The sequence below is a fragment of the Nocardioides sp. genome, from assembly GCF_035429765.1.
Taxonomy (GTDB): Bacteria; Actinomycetota; Actinomycetes; order Propionibacteriales; family Nocardioidaceae; genus Nocardioides.
Map to the genome: position 1 here is coordinate 1 of NZ_DAOMFK010000049.1, position 16,959 is coordinate 16,959.

The 16,959-nt window shown below is 72.4% G+C and carries 14 protein-coding genes; 7 read left to right on the forward strand and 7 right to left on the reverse strand.

Annotation, left to right across the window (positions count from 1 at the left end; translation table 11 throughout):
• Positions 1–754 (forward strand): hypothetical protein (locus tag PLP61_RS06935; protein WP_324501683.1); only part of this gene is annotated, 754 nt, incomplete at its 5' end.
• A 325-nt stretch (positions 755–1,079) separates the two neighbouring features.
• On the opposite strand, the gene PLP61_RS06940 is transcribed toward PLP61_RS06935, so the two are convergent.
• The 3 genes from PLP61_RS06940 to PLP61_RS06950 form a co-directional block, all read right to left on the reverse strand.
• Complete coding sequence (locus PLP61_RS06940; RefSeq protein ID WP_324501685.1) at positions 1,080–1,403, reverse strand: hypothetical protein; 324 nt, start codon at positions 1,401–1,403, stop codon at positions 1,080–1,082.
• Positions 1,404–1,561: 158 nt separating this feature from the next.
• A complete protein-coding gene (locus PLP61_RS06945; RefSeq protein WP_324501687.1) occupies positions 1,562–2,035 on the reverse strand; it encodes a DUF456 domain-containing protein in 474 nt (157 codons plus the stop codon).
• Between the two features lie 106 nt (positions 2,036–2,141).
• Complete coding sequence (locus PLP61_RS06950; protein ID WP_324501689.1) at positions 2,142–2,366, reverse strand: DUF7455 domain-containing protein; 225 nt, start codon at positions 2,364–2,366, stop codon at positions 2,142–2,144.
• 278 nt (positions 2,367–2,644) lie between these two features.
• Here PLP61_RS06950 and PLP61_RS06955 point away from each other — a divergent pair, with 278 nt between their 5' ends.
• On the forward strand, positions 2,645–4,708 hold the full coding sequence (locus tag PLP61_RS06955) for a DNA gyrase/topoisomerase IV subunit B (RefSeq protein ID WP_324501708.1): 2,064 nt from the start codon (positions 2,645–2,647) through the stop codon (positions 4,706–4,708).
• Positions 4,709–4,731: 23 nt separating this feature from the next.
• Here PLP61_RS06955 and PLP61_RS06960 read toward each other — a convergent pair whose 3' ends face one another.
• The 4 genes from PLP61_RS06960 to PLP61_RS06975 all read right to left on the reverse strand — a co-directional run bounded on the left by PLP61_RS06960 (position 4,732) and on the right by PLP61_RS06975 (position 10,271).
• Positions 4,732–5,226, reverse strand: a complete 495-nt coding sequence (locus PLP61_RS06960; RefSeq protein WP_324501691.1) for a beta-class carbonic anhydrase — start codon at positions 5,224–5,226, stop codon at positions 4,732–4,734.
• A gap of 73 nt (positions 5,227–5,299) precedes the next feature.
• Positions 5,300–7,084 carry an MFS transporter gene (locus PLP61_RS06965; RefSeq protein ID WP_324501693.1) on the reverse strand — a complete coding sequence of 595 codons (1,785 nt, stop codon included), beginning with the start codon at positions 7,082–7,084 and terminating at the stop codon, positions 5,300–5,302.
• Complete coding sequence (locus PLP61_RS06970; protein ID WP_324501695.1) at positions 7,081–7,791, reverse strand: LppX_LprAFG lipoprotein; 711 nt, start codon at positions 7,789–7,791, stop codon at positions 7,081–7,083. The genes PLP61_RS06965 and PLP61_RS06970 overlap by 4 nt, the downstream gene beginning before the upstream one ends.
• Before the next feature lie 5 nt (positions 7,792–7,796).
• Positions 7,797–10,271 (reverse strand): DNA gyrase/topoisomerase IV subunit A, encoded by a 2,475-nt coding sequence (locus PLP61_RS06975; protein WP_324501697.1) that lies wholly within the window; start codon positions 10,269–10,271, stop codon positions 7,797–7,799.
• Positions 10,272–10,407: 136 nt separating this feature from the next.
• On the opposite strand from PLP61_RS06975, the gene PLP61_RS06980 reads away from it, so the two are divergent.
• The 5 genes from PLP61_RS06980 (at position 10,408) to PLP61_RS07000 (ending at position 16,952) form a co-directional block, all read left to right on the forward strand.
• The gene (locus tag PLP61_RS06980) at positions 10,408–13,110 is read left to right on the forward strand and encodes a bifunctional acetate--CoA ligase family protein/GNAT family N-acetyltransferase (protein WP_502888985.1); all 2,703 of its coding nucleotides are present in this window, start codon (positions 10,408–10,410) and stop codon (positions 13,108–13,110) included.
• Between the two features lie 70 nt (positions 13,111–13,180).
• Complete coding sequence (locus PLP61_RS06985; RefSeq protein WP_324501700.1) at positions 13,181–14,488, forward strand: MFS transporter; 1,308 nt, start codon at positions 13,181–13,183, stop codon at positions 14,486–14,488.
• Between the two features lie 12 nt (positions 14,489–14,500).
• Positions 14,501–15,088 (forward strand): DUF5998 family protein, encoded by a 588-nt coding sequence (locus PLP61_RS06990; protein ID WP_324501702.1) that lies wholly within the window; start codon positions 14,501–14,503, stop codon positions 15,086–15,088.
• The gene (locus PLP61_RS06995) at positions 15,085–16,230 is read left to right on the forward strand and encodes an alkaline phosphatase family protein (RefSeq protein WP_324501704.1); all 1,146 of its coding nucleotides are present in this window, start codon (positions 15,085–15,087) and stop codon (positions 16,228–16,230) included. The genes PLP61_RS06990 and PLP61_RS06995 overlap by 4 nt, the downstream gene beginning before the upstream one ends.
• A gap of 68 nt (positions 16,231–16,298) precedes the next feature.
• Positions 16,299–16,952, forward strand: coding sequence for a thymidine kinase (locus PLP61_RS07000; RefSeq protein WP_324501706.1), 654 nt, complete (start codon positions 16,299–16,301; stop codon positions 16,950–16,952).
• The last annotated feature ends 7 nt before the right edge of the window (positions 16,953–16,959 follow it).

Here is a 16,959-nt window from a genome sequence, read left to right on the forward strand (position 1 = left end):
CGCGGGCGCCCCCTCGGTCCTCGTGGAGGGCAGTGAAGTGGCGAGCATCGAAGAAGCGCACACCCAGAATCGCCCTTACCCTCCTGACCGTCCGCAGCAGGGCCTGCGTCTTCCTTACGGACCGCCGCAGTACCCGTCGACCGTGAACGATCACGAGCTCAGGGTCCATCGGGTGGCCGGCGTGGCCGCACTTGTCGCTGGGGTTGCGTGGTCTCTCGACTTCGTGGTCATTCCCATCGCGTGGGCGATGAGCGATCAGCGCCCGAGTCTAGGCGAGGTTCTCCAGCGTCTGGATGGCCTGTGCGCCGTCATCGAGTTTGTCGGGTTGGCCGTGGTCGCGGTCGCTGTCTACCGGGATCTCCGGCCCGCGACCTGGGTCAGTCGCACGGCTCTGGCTTGTGCATCCCTGGGGGCGGTCGTCTCGCTGGCTGGCCTGTGGGTGGTTGCCACAGCGCGCGGCGTTCCGTGGTTCCAGGCTGTGGCCACCGCGCTCGCGGGGACCTGGCGGATCTTGATCCACGCGAGCGCTATCGCCCGAAAGGCCTACGTGGCCCTGCTGGCGTGGCTGGGGATCGCCATGGGAACGCTGTTCGTCCTCTGCGCCCCTGAATACCTACTGCTGCACACGGGCTTCGCCTGGGTGGTCGGGACTCTGCTGTTCCCCGTCTGGTCCACGACGTTCGCCGGGTGGCAGTTCATCGGGCCGCACCCCCGGCCGCGTCAGATGGCTGCTGGACGGCCCACCGGACCGTAGGGACGTGCGCTCGGCATGACGTCGCTCAGGTCGAACAGCACCCCCGGCTCGGATCGGGCCGGGGGTGCCATGTCGTCGCCGTCGAGGTGCCTTTCGGCCGCCCCATGAATCACACCTCGCCCCCAAGCGACGGCTGGATAGCCGGATGCTAGACCCTGAAGGCCGGTCAAGGGAAGCCCCTTGTGACGGGGATGGTAAAGGGTCAGCATGGAGGGCAGCGACCTCCCCCCAGGTCGTTAGTCGCCCCGGTTCCGGCCCCCCCATTACGGAAGCGGGGCGGCGCCTCTGTGGGTGCGAGGCTTGTCGGGCTTGGCGCAGCCCGGCCCTACGGTCCGGGCCCTCCGCCGGCGAGGCAGGGTTGGGGACGGCTGCGGCGGTCGGCCGAGACGTCGAGCGTGCCCTCGTGGTCGCGCAGGTACTGGTAGCCGTGAGGGCTGGTCCACAGGCAGCTGCCGGGTTCGAGAGCGTGGTAGGTCCAGGCGGTGTGCGTCTTGACCCGGTGATGTCGTCTGCACAGCGGGGCCAGGCCGCACGGGCAGGTGACCCCGGCACCCGCGGCGACCGCGTGGTCGAGGTCCAGCGCGTCGGCCAGGTCCAGCTCAGCCTCGACCCGGAGGGTCCCGTGGAAGGAGACCTGGCGGGTGTCCACCGTGACGTGGTGGTGGTCCAGGGCGTCGGCGTAGATGTCGCTCGGCTCCTGCGGGGCGAACCGGGCGCGGGCCTCCTCGACCAGCCGTCCCAGCGTCGCCGCTGCGCTCCCGGGGGTGATCCTCCCCGGCCGCAGACGAAGCGGTGGTCAGGCGCGCCTCAGACCACCGTCACACCCACCAGCCAGGCAGCGGTGGCCAGCAGCCCGGCGACGAACTCGATCAGCAGGCTGACCCCCATCGCGCGCAGCGCGGCCTTGGTCGAGGGCCAGGCCGCGGTCCGCCCGACCCGGACCCGCTCGGCGACGTACACCCCGATCGGGAACCCCACGAGGGCCCCGACGACGGGGATCACGAAGAAGCCCGCGAGCGCGGCCAGCGAGCCGACGAGCAGGGTCTCGGTCGGTACGGCGGCCTTGAGCTGCTTGCCCGGCAGCGCGTACTTCACCACCGCGCCGACGGCCAGCACGGCGAGGGCGAGGCCGGTGACCAGCCAGGCGGTGGGGTCGCCGGACTCGGTGGCCCAGACCAGCAGGGCGCCGGCGATCAGGATGGTGCCCGGAAGGACCGGTACGACGATCCCGACGAGTCCGACCAGGATCGCCAGCCCTACCGCGACCTCAACCAGCGTCACGCTGACCACCCTCCCGCAGCCGACGGCGTACGGGACGGGGGACGACGACGGCCCCGGACCAGGGTCCGGGGCCGTCGCGGCAGGTCTGGCAGGGGCGAACCGGCGGTCAGAGGTCGGCGTCCGGGGCCGGGCGGTCGCCGAGCTTCTGGGTCTCGTCGACGACGACGGTGGCGATCTCGCGCAGCTTGTCGCCGTGCTCGCGGGCGTGGTGGGCGCAGAAGTGGAGCTCGCCGCCGCTGTGCAGCTCGACGCGGAGGTACGCCTGGGCTCCGCAACGGTCGCAGCGGTCGGCAGCGCTCAGCGCTGCGCCGGGGGCAACGGCAGTGGTCACTTCGGCCTCTCTCTCCTGCGTCGGTGTCTGGCTAACGTAGCGTCCGGGGCAAAGATTCCCCGAACGGGCGTGCTGCCGGACACTCCATACAACCACGGACGTGGTGCTCACCGAACCGGAATCCCACCACTGGGGCCGCCCCTCGAGTGCGCCCCAGCGTGGACCCACCGTAGCCGGGGGCCGGGCCGCTCCGGGGCAGGCGTGCCTGCACCGGGCCACGGCGTGTCGCGGGTAGATTCTCTGGAGGAAGCAACGGTCCGGACAGCAGGAGCACTCCCATCGTCGACAACACCTACAACGCGGCCCACCTCCTGGTGCTGGAGGGCCTGGAGGCGGTGCGCAAGCGGCCGGGGATGTACATCGGTTCGACCGACACCCGCGGTCTGATGCACTGCGTCTGGGAGATCATCGACAACGCCGTCGACGAGGCGCTGGCGGGCGCCGCGCACCGGGTGGAGGTGACCCTCCACGAGGACGGCTCGGTGGAGGTGTACGACGACGGGCGCGGCATCCCCACCGACAGGGAGCCGAAGACCGGCCTGCCCGGCGTCGAGGTGGTGGCCACCAAGCTCCACGCCGGTGGGAAGTTCGGCGGGGGGTCGTACGTCGCGACAGGGGGACTGCACGGCGTCGGCCTGTCCGTGGTGAACGCGCTCTCGGCGCGGATGGACATCGACGTGGACCGGTCCCCGACGAGCGCCGGGATCAGCTTCCACCGGGGGGTCGCCGGCGTCTTCGACGGCGAAGGGCCGGACGCCGCGTTCACCGCCCGCTCCGGGCTCACCCGCAAGGGCCGCCGGGTCGCCAAGGGCCGGACCGGCACGCGCCTGCGGTTCTGGCCCGACCGGCAGATCTTCACCAAGGACGCCCACTACGACCTGGAGGGGCTGCTCGGCCGCGCCCGGCAGACCTCGTTCATCGTCCCGGGGCTGGAGCTGGTGGTGCGCGACCGGCGCACCGACCAGCCGACCGAGGAGAAGTTCCGCCACGACGGCGGCATCGCCGAGTTCGTCGAGTTCCTGTCCCACGACGAGCCGGTCACCGACATCCTCCGGCTCCGGGGCACCGAGACCTTCACCGAGACGGTGCCGCTGCTCGACGAGAAGGGCCACATGACCCCGCAGGACGTCGAGCGGGAGCTTGCCGTCGACGTCGCGGTGCGCTGGGGGTCCGGCTACGACAGCGAGATCCGCTCCTTCGTCAACGTGATCGCGACCCCCAAGGGCGGGACCCACGTGAGCGGCTTCGAGCAGGCGGTCACGCGCACGTTCAACGACGTGATGCGCGCCACGAAGGTGCTGAAGGTCAACGACGCGGACGTGGTCAAGGACGACGTGCTCGAGGGGATGACGGCCGTGGTCACGGTGCGGCTCGCTGAGCCGCAGTTCGAGGGGCAGACGAAGGAGATCCTCGGCACCCCCGCCGTGCGGACCCTGGTCCGCAAGGTGGTCTCGGCCGAGCTGAAGCGTCTGCTGACCTCCAGCCGACGGGGCGAGAAGGCGCAGGCCCGCCTGGTGATGGAGAAGGTGCTGGGCGCCTCGAAGACCAGGATCGCCGCCCGTCAGCACAAGGAGACCCAGCGCCGCAAGAACGCCCTGGAGTCCTCCGCGCTGCCCGCGAAGCTGGCCGACTGCCGCTCCAACGACAACGAGCGTACCGAGCTGTTCATCGTCGAGGGCGACTCGGCGCTGGGGACCGCCAAGCTCGCCCGGAACTCGGAGTTCCAGGCCCTGCTGCCGATCCGCGGGAAGATCCTCAACGTCCAGAAGGCCTCGGTCGCGGACATGCTGAAGAACGCCGAGTGCGCCTCGATCATCCAGGTCGTCGGCGCGGGCTCCGGGCGTACCTTCGACGCGGAGGCGGTGCGGTACGGCCGCATCATCTTCATGGCCGACGCCGACTCCGACGGCGCCCACATCCGCTGCCTGCTCGCGACGCTGTTCTTCCGCTACATGCCCGACCTCCTCACCCAGGGGCGGGTGTTCTCCGCCGTCCCGCCGCTGCACCGCATCGAGATCGCGAACCCCAAGAAGGGGATGGACAAGTACCTCTACACCTACTCCGACGACGAGCTGCAGCGCCGGCTGGCCGAGCTCAAGCGGCGCAACATCCGGTGGAAGGACCCGGTCCAGCGCTACAAGGGCCTCGGGGAGATGGACGCCCAGCAGCTGGCGGAGACGACCATGGACCCGCGCCACCGCACCCTGCGCAAGCTCACCGTGGACGACGGCGACGAGGCGGCCCAGGTGTTCGAGCTGCTGATGGGCTCGGAGGTGGCGCCCCGCAAGGAGTTCATCGTCCAGGGGGCCTACGACGTGGACGTGGAGGCGCTGGACGCCTGAGGCGAGGGCGGGGCACCCGGGGCTCAGAGCTGCTGGGTGACCAGGCCGGTGTCCACGTCGTACATGAACCCGCCCACGTGGATGCTGTCGGGGATGAGCGGGTGGGCACGGACTCGGCGCACGTCGTCGGCGAGGCTGCGCAGCTGGTCCTCGATCACGTGGAAGGAGTGCCAGGACGCGTCCTGCCCGGCGGACGCGCCCACCCGGTCCTGGAGCTCGCGCTCGGTGTGGAGGGCCATCGCGCACCTGGTGTGGGGAACGATCAGGATCCGGCGCACCCCCAGCAGGTGCACACCGAGGACGAGGGCTTCCATGGCCGCCTCCGTCACCCGGCCGCCGGGGTTGCGGAAGATCTTGGCGTCGCCGTGCTGGAGGCCGACCATCCGCAACGGGTCGATCCTCGAGTCCATGCACGTGACGATGGCCACGCCGGCGTGCGCGACGCCGTCGAAGCCGCCCAGCGTGAAGGTCCGGGCGAAATCCTGGTTGGCTGTGATCAGGTCGTCGAAGTCACCCACGCCACGAAACGCTAGCCGACCGGCCCCGGCCGCGGGACCTACGGGGTGCGGCCGACCGGCCAGCTGCCGCGGGCTACCCGGCGCTGCGCAGCAGCTCGGCCGCGGAGAGACCGCGGGTGGGTGCCCCCCGGAACAGCAGCAGCGCCAGCCCGCCGGCGACCACGGCGCACAGCGCCGCGCCCAGGAACACGCTGTGCTCCTGGGCGATCCCGGCCTGGCGGAGCAGGTCGCTGAAGGCGTCGCACCGGCTGCGGCCCTCGCACACCTCCCGCACGGGCGGGATGTCGGCCTGCTCGGCGTAGTAGCGGCGCAGGCCGACCGTGGTGAGCGCGGAGATGCCCACCAGCATCCCCACCATCCGGGCGACCACCACCAGGGCGGTCGCCAAGCCGTGCGCGTCGTCGGCCGTGCAGGCCAGCACAGCGGCGTTGACCGGGGCCAGGGCCAGCCCGAAGCCCAACCCGCCGAGCACCAGCGGCAGCGTCGCCCAGGGCGACTCCAGCGCAGCGACGTCCCAGCGTGCCATCAGCAGGAACGACACGGCGGCGAGGAGCATCCCGACCCCGGTGACCACCCCGGCCGGCAGCCGCTGGGTGAGCACCCCGCCCAGGACCGCCCCGACCGGGAGGGCGAGGAGGAACCGGAGCAGCACCAGCGCCGCTGACAGCTGGGAGTCGGGGTAGATCGTGGACCGGGCGAAGATCGGGATGTCGATGAGGGCGGCGATCAGCGCTGCGCCCACGAAGAAGCTGACCAGCAGCGACCCCCACGCCGGGGTGGCGGCCATCGCCCCGCGCGGCAGCAGGGGGGAGCTGCTGCGCCGCAGGTGGGCCACCAGCGCCAGGGACGCCAGCGCCGCGCCGCCGAGGTACCACCAGCCCTGGTCGGAGAACACCTGCACCTCGGGGTCGGCCGTGGCGAAGGCCAGGATCACCCCGCCGAGGGCGAGCGCCATCAGCAGCGCGCCGACCAGGTCGGCCTCCCGGGCGGCCCGCGCCCAGCCCCGCAGGTCCAGCAGCGGTCGCCGGGCGGTCGCGCAGCGGACCAGGAACGCGACCAGCGCACCGAGGGCGACCAGCCCCACCGGCGTGGGCCAGCGGCCCTCGCCCCACACCGGGACGAAGAGCCGGCCCCAGGTCAGGTCGCGGCGCAGCCCGGTGGGCTGGACCATCACCACGGTGGTGGCCAGCAGCACGAGCACGAGCAGGGCCAGACCGAGGAGGTCGGGAGGGCCGGTACGCCGCGCCCGCGCCCCGGCCAGCCCCGGCGTCGCGAGCCGACGGATCGCTGCGGCCAGGACCAGGGCGACCGCGAGGTTCACCGCGAAGATCGCCCGCCAGTCGGCGAGGGCGAGGACCAGAGCGCCGAACAGCGGACCGATCACGCTGCCGAACTCCTGAACCCCCGACACCACCCCCAGCGGGACCGCGCGGCGCGACACCGGGTAGAGGTCCGCGACGAGCGCCAGCGTCGCAGGCACCAGGCCGCCGCCCCCGACGCCCTGGAGGAACCTGCCCAGCACCATGCTCGGCAGGTCGTAGGCGAGAGCGGTGACGAAGGAGCCGACCGCGAAGACCACCAGGGCGAGCAGCAGCACCGGGACGCGCCCCCGCAGGTCGGCGATCCGCCCGATCAGCGGCAGCATCGCGACGTACCCGAGCAGGAACCCGGACACGATGGGTGCCGCCCGCTGCAGGGCGTCGATCGGCACCCCGACCCCGGCCATCATGTCGGGCAGGGCCAGCACCACCACGTAGGTGTCGGCCGCGGCGAAGGCCACCGCAACCGCGGCCAGTCCCAGCAGCAGCCGGGCCCGGTGCGAGGTGGCCTCGCCCGGACCGTCGCCCGGCCCGGTCACGGAGCGGTGATCTCCGGGGTGCTGCCGTAGTCCTCGAAGTCGACCGTGTAGGTCATCGAGGGGCTGCCGGCGTAGAACACCCCGGTCAGCACCGCCTGGCGCAGCTCGCCGCCGTCGGTCACGGTGTAGGTGACGTCGAAGGAGTCGCCGGTGGCGCTCGGGATCACCTGCTTCATGGCCGCACCGGGCACCGTGCCGGTGTACTCGGTGAGGATCTCGTCGTTGTCGGCTCCGCCGCGGACGCTGTCGCCCTCGGTGAGGCCCTCGGTCGCCGGCAGCAGCGAGGACAGCCCGGTCTCCGGGTCCATCAGCGCCGCCGGGTCCGGCGCGCCGTACTCGCTCGGGTCCACGTCGGACCACCCGATGGTGAGCGGGATCTGGGCGTAGACCCTCCGGTCCACCGCGACCACGGGGACGTCCACGGACTGTCCGGCGAAGATGACCGAGATGGTCCCGTCGAAGGCCGGTGCGTGGGTGGCGGCCCCGGTCGCGGCGGTGAGTCCCTGCACACCCTCGGGCAGGTCGTCGGTGGCGAGCCGCAGCCGGAGGCCGCTGGTCTCGTCGAGGGTGGTCTTGGCCTCGGCCAGCACCTGCTCCGGGGACTTGCCCTCAGGGCTGGCCTGGCTGTCGCTGCAGCCGGTGAGGCCGGTGAGGAGCGTCACGCCGACCAGCACGAGGACGGCGAGGGCACGGGGGGGAACGGGCATGCCGTTCAGCCTCCCACACGGGCGGTGAGCGCCGAGCTCGACGCGACCGGGCCGGCACAGCCGGCGACCGGCTGGGTGCCGGGGACCCCGGAGCCGTCCCGGCGTCCGGTCGGTGGCGGCAGGTCCACCGGCGCTCCGCTCGCCGCAGCGGCCCGGGCGGGGGCGGCACCTGCCCAGGCGAACACCAAGCAGTCCTCCCCCTTGAGGAACCGGTGGCAGCGCACCCCTCCCGTCGCGCGGCCCTTGCTGGGGTACTCGGTGAACGGGGTGACCTTGACCGAGCCCGGCTCGGTGCCCGGCAGCGCAGCGCTCGCCCCCGACACCGTCACGACCACCGCCTCCTCGGGGTGCAGCGCCCCGAACCAGCGCACGCTCTGGCCGGTGGCCAGCCGGATACCGGCCATCCCGCCGCCCGCACGGCCCTGGGGGCGGACCAGACCGGCGGAGAAGTGGAGCAGCTGGGCGTCGGAGGTGATGAAGCACAGCGTCTCCTCGCCGGTAGCCAGCTCGACGGCCCCGACCACCTCGTCGCCGTCGCGGAGGGTGAGGACCTCCCAGTCGTCCTTGTTGGTCAGCACCTCGGGGTGGACCCGCTTGACCACCCCGTCGCGGGTGCCCAGGGCCAGCCCGGGCCCGTCGGTGCGCAGCGTCGTCAGCGCCAGCGGCCGCTCCTGCGGGTCCAGCGCGACCAGGTCACCCACGGGAGCCCCGCCGACCAGGTGGGGGTCGTTGGCGGTGGGCGGCAGCTGGGGGAGCTCCAGGACGCCCAGCCGCACGAGGCGTCCAGCGCTGGTCAGCAGGCCGACCTCCCCCCGGGCGGTGGCGCGCACCGCCGACACGACGACGTCGTGCTGGGACCGGCTCCCGCCCGTGCCTGGTGTCTCGTCGGAGGAGGTGCGCGCGAGCAGGCCGGTGGAGGACAGGTAGACGAAGCAGGGGTCGTCGGCCACCTCGAGCGGCACGCTGGCGGCGGCTGGGGTGCCGGCGGACTCCAGCAGCACGGTGCGCCGCGGCGTGCCGAAGGTGCGGGCCACCTCGGCCAGCTCGTCGGAGACGACCTTCTTCAGCAGCGTCCGGTCGGCCAGGATCGCGTCGAGCTCCTCGATCACCCTCTGCAGCTCGGCCTTCTCCTTCTCCAGCTCCAGGCGGGAGAACCTGGTGAGCCGGCGCAGCGGCATGTCCAGGATGTAGTCGGCCTGGATCTCGGTGAGGTCGAAGACGGCGACCAGCCGCTCACGGGCCGCCGCAGCGTTGTCGGAGGACCGGATCAGCTGGATCACCTCGTCGATGTCCAGGATCGCGACGAGCAGCCCGTCGACCAGGTGCAACCGGTCCGCAGCCTTCCCGCGCCGGTGCACCGAGCGGCGCCGGACCACCTCGAAGCGGTGCTCGAGGAACACCTCCAGCAGCTGCTTGAGCCCGAGGGTGCGCGGCTGGCCGTCGACGAGGGCGACGGTGTTGATGCCGAAGCTGTCCTCCATCGGTGTGTGCCGGTAGAGCTGCTCGAGCAGCGCCTCGGGGTGGAAGCCGTTCTTCACCTCGATGACCAGGTGCAGGCCCTTGTCGCGGTCGGTGAGGTCCTTGAGGTCGGCGATCCCCTGGAGCTTCTTGGTCTGCACCAGTGTCTTGATCCGCTCGACGACCTTCTCGGTGCCGACGCCGTACGGGAGCTCGGTGACCACGATCCCCTTGCGTCGCCCGATCGACTCGATGCGTGCGGTCGCCCGCATCCGGAAGCTCCCGCGACCGGTCTCGTAGGCGTCCCGGACGCCGTCGAGGCCGACGATCTTGCCGCCGGTGGGCAGGTCCGGCCCCGGCACGAACCGCATCAGGTCGTCCAGCCCGGCGTCCGGGTGGGTGACCAGGTGCCGCAGCGCCTGCACCACCTCGACCAGGTTGTGCGGGGCGATGTTGGTGGCCATCCCGACGGCGATGCCCGTGGCGCCGTTGACGACCAGGTGGGGGATGGCCGCGGGCAGCACGCTCGGCTCCAGCTCGCGGCTGTCGTAGTTGGGCCGGAAGTCGACGGTGTCCTCGTCGATGGAGGCGGTCATCGCCACCGCCGGCGGCGCCATCCGGCACTCGGTGTAGCGCATCGCGGCCGGCGGGTCGTCCGGGGAGCCGAAGTTCCCGTGCCCGTCCACCGTCGGGAGGCGCATCGCCCACGGCTGTGCCATCCGCACCAGCGCGTCGTAGATCGCGCCGTCCCCGTGCGGGTGCAGCCGGCCCATCACCTCGCCGACGACCCGGGCGGACTTGACGTGGCCGCGATCGGGGCGCAGGCCCATGTCGTTCATCGTGTAGAGGATCCGCCGCTGCACCGGCTTGAGCCCGTCGCGCGCGTCGGGGAGCGCCCGGCTGTAGATGACCGAGTAGGCGTACTCGAGGAACGAGGACCGCATCTCGTCGCTGACGTCGATGTCGAGGATGCGCTCCTCGACATCGTCGGGCAGCGGTGGGGAGGGGGTACGACGGGCCATGGGGTCGATTCTCTCCGGTCCCTCCCCCCGGTTCCCGACGGGCACGCCGCGACGGTGCTGCGGGCGATAGATTCCTGGTGTGAGCACGACCGACGAGTCCTCCCCGCAGAGCCCAGGTCCCGAGCCGACGGCGGCGGTGGCCGAGACCCCCGTCGCCCCGCCACCCCGGCACTGGGAGGCGGACGTGCTGCTGCGCGACGGGAAGACCGCGCACATCCGGCCGATCCGCCCCGAGGACGCGCAGCTGATGGTCGAGTTCTACGCGCGGGTCTCCCCGGAGTCGAAGTACTACCGGTTCTTCACCCCGATGCCCGAGCTGCCCGAGCGCGACATCCGCCGGTTCACCCACGTCGACCACGTGGACCGCGTCGCGCTCGTCGTGCTCGTCGGCGGTCAGATGATCGCGGTCGGCCGCTACGACAGGGTCAAGAACGCCGAGGCTGAGGTGGCCTTCCTGGTCGAGGACGCCCACCAGGGACGCGGCATCGGCCAGCTGCTCCTGGAGCACCTGGCCCAGGCGGGCCGGGAGCGGGGTATCGAGCGCTTCGTGGCCGAGGTGCTGCCCGACAACCAGGCGATGATCCACACCTTCCGCGACGCCGGCTACAAGCTCGCCAGCGGCTACGAGGACGGCGTGATGATGCTGGAGTTCCCCATCGACCCGACCGACACCGCGATCGGGATCATGGAGAGCCGTGAGCACCGTGCGGAGGCGGCCTCCATCGAGAAGTTCCTCAACCCCGGCTCGGTGGCCGTCATCGGTGCCAGCCGCCGGGTCGACACGATCGGCCACACCCTGGTCCGCAACCTGGTCACCGGTGACTTCACCGGCCGGGTGTACGTGGTGAACCCCCACGCCGTCGCGGTCTCGGGGCTGCCGGCGTACCCGACGGTGGCCGACATCCCCGACCCGGTCGACGTCGCGGTCGTCGCCGTCCCGGCCGAGTCGGTCCAAGACGTCGTCCTCGACTGCGCCGCGAAGGGCGTGCACGGCCTGATCGTGGTGTCCTCGGGCTTCGCCGAGACCGGGGAGGCCGGCCGGCAGCGGCAGCGGCGGCTGGTCGGGCTGGCCCGCTCCTACGGCCTGCGGCTGATCGGACCCAACTGCCTGGGCGTGATCAACACCGACCCCGCGGTCTCGCTCAACGCCTCGCTGGCCGCCCTCAACCCGCCGCGGGGCCGGGCCGGGTTCTTCTGCCAGTCCGGGGCCCTGGGCGGGGCCATCCTCGAGCAGGTCAACAACCGCGGTCTGGGCCTGTCGACGTTCGTCAGCGCGGGCAACCGGGCCGACGTGTCGGGCAACGACCTGCTGCAGTACTGGCTGGAGGACGACGCGACCGAGGTCGTCCTGCTGTACCTGGAGTCCATCGGCAACCCGCGCAAGTTCTCGCGGGTGGCCAGGAGCGTCTCGCGCAAGAAGCCGGTGATCGCGGTGCGCTCCGGGCGGAGCACCCAGGGCGTTCCCATGGGACACGCCGTGCGCCGCATCGGGGCGCCGCAGCAGGCCGTCGACGCCATGTTCCGCCAGGCGGGGGTGATCCAGGTGGACACCCTCGAGGAGATGTTCGACGTGGCGCAGCTGCTGGCCCACCAGCCGCTGCCCCGTGGGCGGCGGGTGGCGGTGGTCGGCAACTCCGACGCGCTCGGTCTCCTCGCGGCCGACACCGCCCACGCCGTCGGCCTGGTGGTGAACCGCTCCCAGTCCCTGGGCGCCGACGCCACCGCCCCCGACTTCGAGGACGCCCTGGACGCCGCGATCGACAGCGACGACGTGGACGCGGTGGTGGCGGTCTACATCCCCCCGCTCAACGTGTCGGGCGAGGACGTGGCCAACGTGCTCGCCGCGGTGGGGGAGCAGTCGGACAAGCCGCTGGTCTCCACGTTCCTGGGCGTCCAGGGGCTCCCCGAGCTGCTCCGGGTCCCCGACGTGGCCGGGCACACCGCCGGGCGGGGCTCGGTGCCCTCCTACCACGGCGTCGAGGCCGCGGTGCGTGCGCTCGCGCAGGTGGTCGAGTACTCCCTGTGGCTGCGCCACGCACCCACCGGGCACGAGCACGTCCCGCTCGAGAACGCGCACACCCCAGCGGGCAAGCGCCTGGTGAACGAGATCCTGATGCGTCATCCGGAGGGGCACGACCTCGACGCCTCGGAGCGGGCGGCCCTGCTCTCGGCGTACGACATCGAGTGCTGGGAGTCCCGGCCCGTGGCCAGCCTCGACGAGGCGCTCGCCGCCGGTGCGGAGCTGGGGTGGGACGTCGTGCTCAAGGCGACCCACGACCGGCTCCGGAACCGTCCCGACCTGGCCCACGTGTGGCGCAACATCGACACGGCCGCCGAGATGACCGACGCCTGGCAGACGCTGACCGGGATGATCGCTGACGCGCAGCACGCGGGCTTCGTGGTCCAGCGCAACGCCGCTCCCGGGGTCCCGGTGGCGATCACCTCGATGGAGGACCCGCTGTTCGGCCCGGTGCTGTCCTTCAGCATCTCCGGTGCGCTGACCGAGCTCCTCGCGGACCGCGCCTACCGCATCCCGCCGCTGACCGAGCAGGATGCCGCCGACATGGTCCGGGAGATCAAGTCCTCGCCGCTCCTCTTCGGCTACCGCGGCAGCGAGGTGGTCGACGTGGCCGCCGTCGAACAGCTGATCCTGCGGGTGGCCCAGCTCCAGTACGACCTTCCCCAGGTGCGCTCCCTCGACCTGTCCCTCGTGCTGGCCGGGGTCGAGGGTGCGAGCGTGCTGACCACGGCCATCCGGGTCGAGCCGGTCCTGGACCCGCGCTCGGAGTGGTTCGCCCGTCGGATGAGCACGCCGGCGGGAGACACGCTGCCCGGGTGAGATCCGGTGAGCCGTCTCACGCCTGAAACGATTGGCGTCCGGGGCGGTTGGTGTCCGAGCATTGGATACCGTGACCGCCACGACCTCCTCGACGACGGAGCAGTCGGGTCGGCTGCGGATCCGCGAGCTGAACCCGCTCGCCGTCCGCATCCTGGTGGGCTTCGCCTTCTCGGCGGTGGGCAGCGGACTGACCATGCCCTTCCTCTACGTCTACCTGGCCCAGGTGCGCGACTTCGAGACGGCCACGGTCGGCTGGGTGTTCGCCTGGATGGGGCTGCTCGGCTTCCTGGCGGCCCCGCTGGGCGGCACCCTCATCGACCGGTTCGGCCCGCGGCCGGTGATGGTCGCCGGGCTGGCGGTCGAGGGGGTGGCGGTCGCCTACCTCGGCCAGGTCGACACCGTGGTGGAGGGCTTCCTGACCGCCTCGGTGATGGTCGCCGGCACCGTGGCCATCTGGCCGGCGTCCACGGCCATGCTCACCCGGCTGGTGCGGCCCGACCAGCGGGAGAACGTCTACGGGCTGAACTTCATGCTGCTCAACGCCGGGCTGGGCATCGGCGGGGTGGTCAGCTCGCTGATCATCGACACCGATTCGGTCACCTCCTTCCAGCGTCTCTACCTGCTCAACGGCGCGACCTACCTGGTCTACATCGCGGTGCTCCTCACCCTGCCCCGCGGCACCGGCGCGGTGCCCGCCGCCGAGGAGACCGGCGGCGTCGCCGCCGCGGAGCAGCCCTCGTGGCGGGTGGTGCTGCGCGACCGGACGCTGCTGCGGGTGGTCGGGATCTCGGTGCTGGCCATCACGTTCGGCTACGCGCAGATGGAGGCCGGCCTGGCGGCGTACGCCGTCGACGTCGCCGAGATCCCCGCCCGGGCCCTCGGCTGGGCCTACGCCGCCAACACCGGTGCGATCGTGCTGGGTCAGCTCGTCACCCTGCGCTTCATCCGGGGGCGGCGCCGCTCGTCGATGCTCGCGCTGTGCGCCGCGGTGTGGTCGGTGTCCTGGGTGGTCATGGTCTCCTCCGACGCCGTCTCCGGCACGCTCGCGGTCCTCGCCGTCGTCGCCGGACTGGGCCTGTTCGGGGTGGCGGAGACGCTGTGGGCGCCGGTCGCCCCGGCCATCGTCAACGACCTGGCCCGCGAGGACATGCGGGGGCGATACAACGCGCTGCAGGGGATGACCTGGACCGTCGGCTCGATCGTCGGGCCCGCCCTTGCCGGGATGCTCATCGGGCACGGCCTGCCGCACCTGTGGGCCTCGTTCGTGGTCGGGGGCACTGCCGTGGCGGCGGTGCTCTTCCTCGGCCTGCGCCGCCACCTCACCGACGAGCAGGACGGGCTGTCCACAGGCCCGGAGGTCGCGCCGACCCCGGCGTGACAGACTGCGAGCATGCGCCGCAGCACCACCGACGACCGTGACCGCTCCTTGGAGCTGAGGGACGCCATCGACCTCACCGGCTACTACCCCGACGTGGTGGCGGACGGGGTCGTCTCGGCCGTGGGCGGCGAGCAGGTGGTGGCCTTCTACGTCCACCACGAACCCACCTTCGAGCGGGACGAGGTGCGTCGCCACCTCACCGTGATCGTGCTCACCCCGACCCGCCTGGTCCTCGCGCACACCGACGAGCACGCCGGCGACGACCTGCTCCCCGAGCCCTACACCTCGACCTCGACCGAGGCGGTGGCCCTGTCCGCGGTCCGGTCGGTGGTCACCACCCGGATGATCACCAATCCCACCCAGGGCCCCTCGCGCCCGGCCGAGGCGGTGCTGACCATTGGCTGGGGAGGGGTGAGCCGGATCGACCTCGAGCCGGCCGGCTGCAGCGACCCCGAGTGCGACGCCGACCACGGGTACACGGGCGTGCTCGCGGGGGACGACTTCTCCCTGCGGGTGTCCACCGCCGCCGACGGCCGGGACGCCGTGGGCGGGCTGCTGGCCTTCGCCGAGGCGCTGTCGGCGCGCACTCGCGGCGCGTGACCGCACCGCAGCCGGGCGCCGCGTTCGTCGAGCCGGCCTACCACCAACGGTCGCTGGGCGACGTGGTGCCCGCCGTGGCGGCGGCGCTCGGCCGCTCCCCGGCGGTCGTGGGGGAGCCGCCTGACCGGCTCACGCTGCCCCCGGCCGCGTCGTACGTCGTGTTCCTCATCGACGGTCTGGGGGCCGAGCTGCTGCGCCGTGAGCCGCACGCCGCGCCGTTCCTGGCGACGCTGCAGGCCACCCAGGAGGCCGGGACCGCCGGCGTGCCGTCGACGACGGCGACCAGCCTCACCTCCCTCGGCACTGCCCTCACCCCCGGCGGGCACGGCCTGGTGGGGTTCACCTCGCGCATCCCGGGGACCGACGAGCTGCTCAACGCGCTGTTCTGGGACAAGCGGGTCGACCCGGTCGAGTGGCAGCCGGAGCCGACAGCGTTCGCCCGGCTGGCCGCGGACGGGGTGGCGGTGAGCGTGGTGAACAAGCGGGAGTTCGCCGGCTCGGGGCTGACCGTGGCGGCACACCGTGGGGCCGAGTACGTCGGTGCCGACCGGGTCGGCGAGCGGATCGCCGCGGTGGTGGTCGCGGCCGCCGGGCACCCCTCGCTGACCTACGTGTACGACGGTGACCTCGACTGGACCGGGCACCGGTACGGCGTCGCGTCGGCGTCCTGGCGCCAGCAGCTGACCAGCATCGACGCCGAGGTCGAGCAGCTGCGCGAGTCGCTGCCGACCGAGACCCGCCTGCTGGTGGTGGCCGACCACGGCATGGTCGACAGCCCCGCCACGGACCGCACCGACGTCGACGAGCACCCGGAGCTGCGCGACGGGCTGGTGCTGCTCGGCGGGGAGGCACGCTTCCGGCACCTGTACTGCGCCGGGGGCGCGGTCCCGGACGTGGTCGCCACCTGGCAGGGCCTCCTGGGTGAGCGGGCGGAGGTGCTGACCCGCGAGGAGGCGGTCGCCCGCGGCTGGTTCGGTGCCATCCGTGCGGCGGTGGTGCCCCGGATCGGCGACGTCGTGGTCGCCTGCCGCGGTGCCCACGGCATCTTCTCCAGCGTGGACTTCGCCTACGAGACCCGCCTCGTGGGGCTGCACGGGTCGCTGACCGCCGACGAGATGCTCATCCCGATCCTGGTCTGCTAGCCCGCGCACGTGCCGGAGGCGGCCGCCCGGGCGGGGAGGGCCGCGGCGGCATGACACAATCGGGCCCCGTGGCCGAGCTGACCTTCTGGACCGGGACCATGGACGCCGGCAAGTCGACCCTGGCTCTGCAGACCAACCACAACCACGCGGCGCGTGGGCGGGTCGGGCGGATCTTCACCTCCCACGACCGGGCGGGTGAGGCGTGCATCTCGTCCCGGCTGGGGCTGACCCACCCGGCACTCGAGGTGACCCCCGACCTCGACTTCTGGCGCTTCACCGTCGACACGCTCACGCACGGCGGCCGCATCGACTACCTCGTGTGCGACGAGGCGCAGTTCTACACGCCGGCCCAGGTCGAGGCGCTGGCCAAGATCGTCGACGAGCTGCAGATCGACGTGTTCTGCTTCGGGATCCTCACCGACTTCCGCTCCCGCATGTTCCCCGGCTCGGCCCGCCTGGTCGAGCTCGCCGACCGGACCGAGGTGCTCCAGGTCGAGGCGCTGTGCTGGTGCGGCAAGCGGGCGACGCACAACGCCCGGACCGAGGACGGCGTGATGGTCACCGAGGGGGAGGTGATCGTCGTGGGCGACGTCGAGGCCGAGGACTCACCCCCGGCCGAGGTGGCCTACGAGGTGCTGTGCCGCCAGCACCACCGGCGGGGCCTCACCGCGGCCCGGGCGAAGGCGGTCTCCCTGGCTCCCGAGCCGCTGCCCTTCGGCTGAGTCCGGG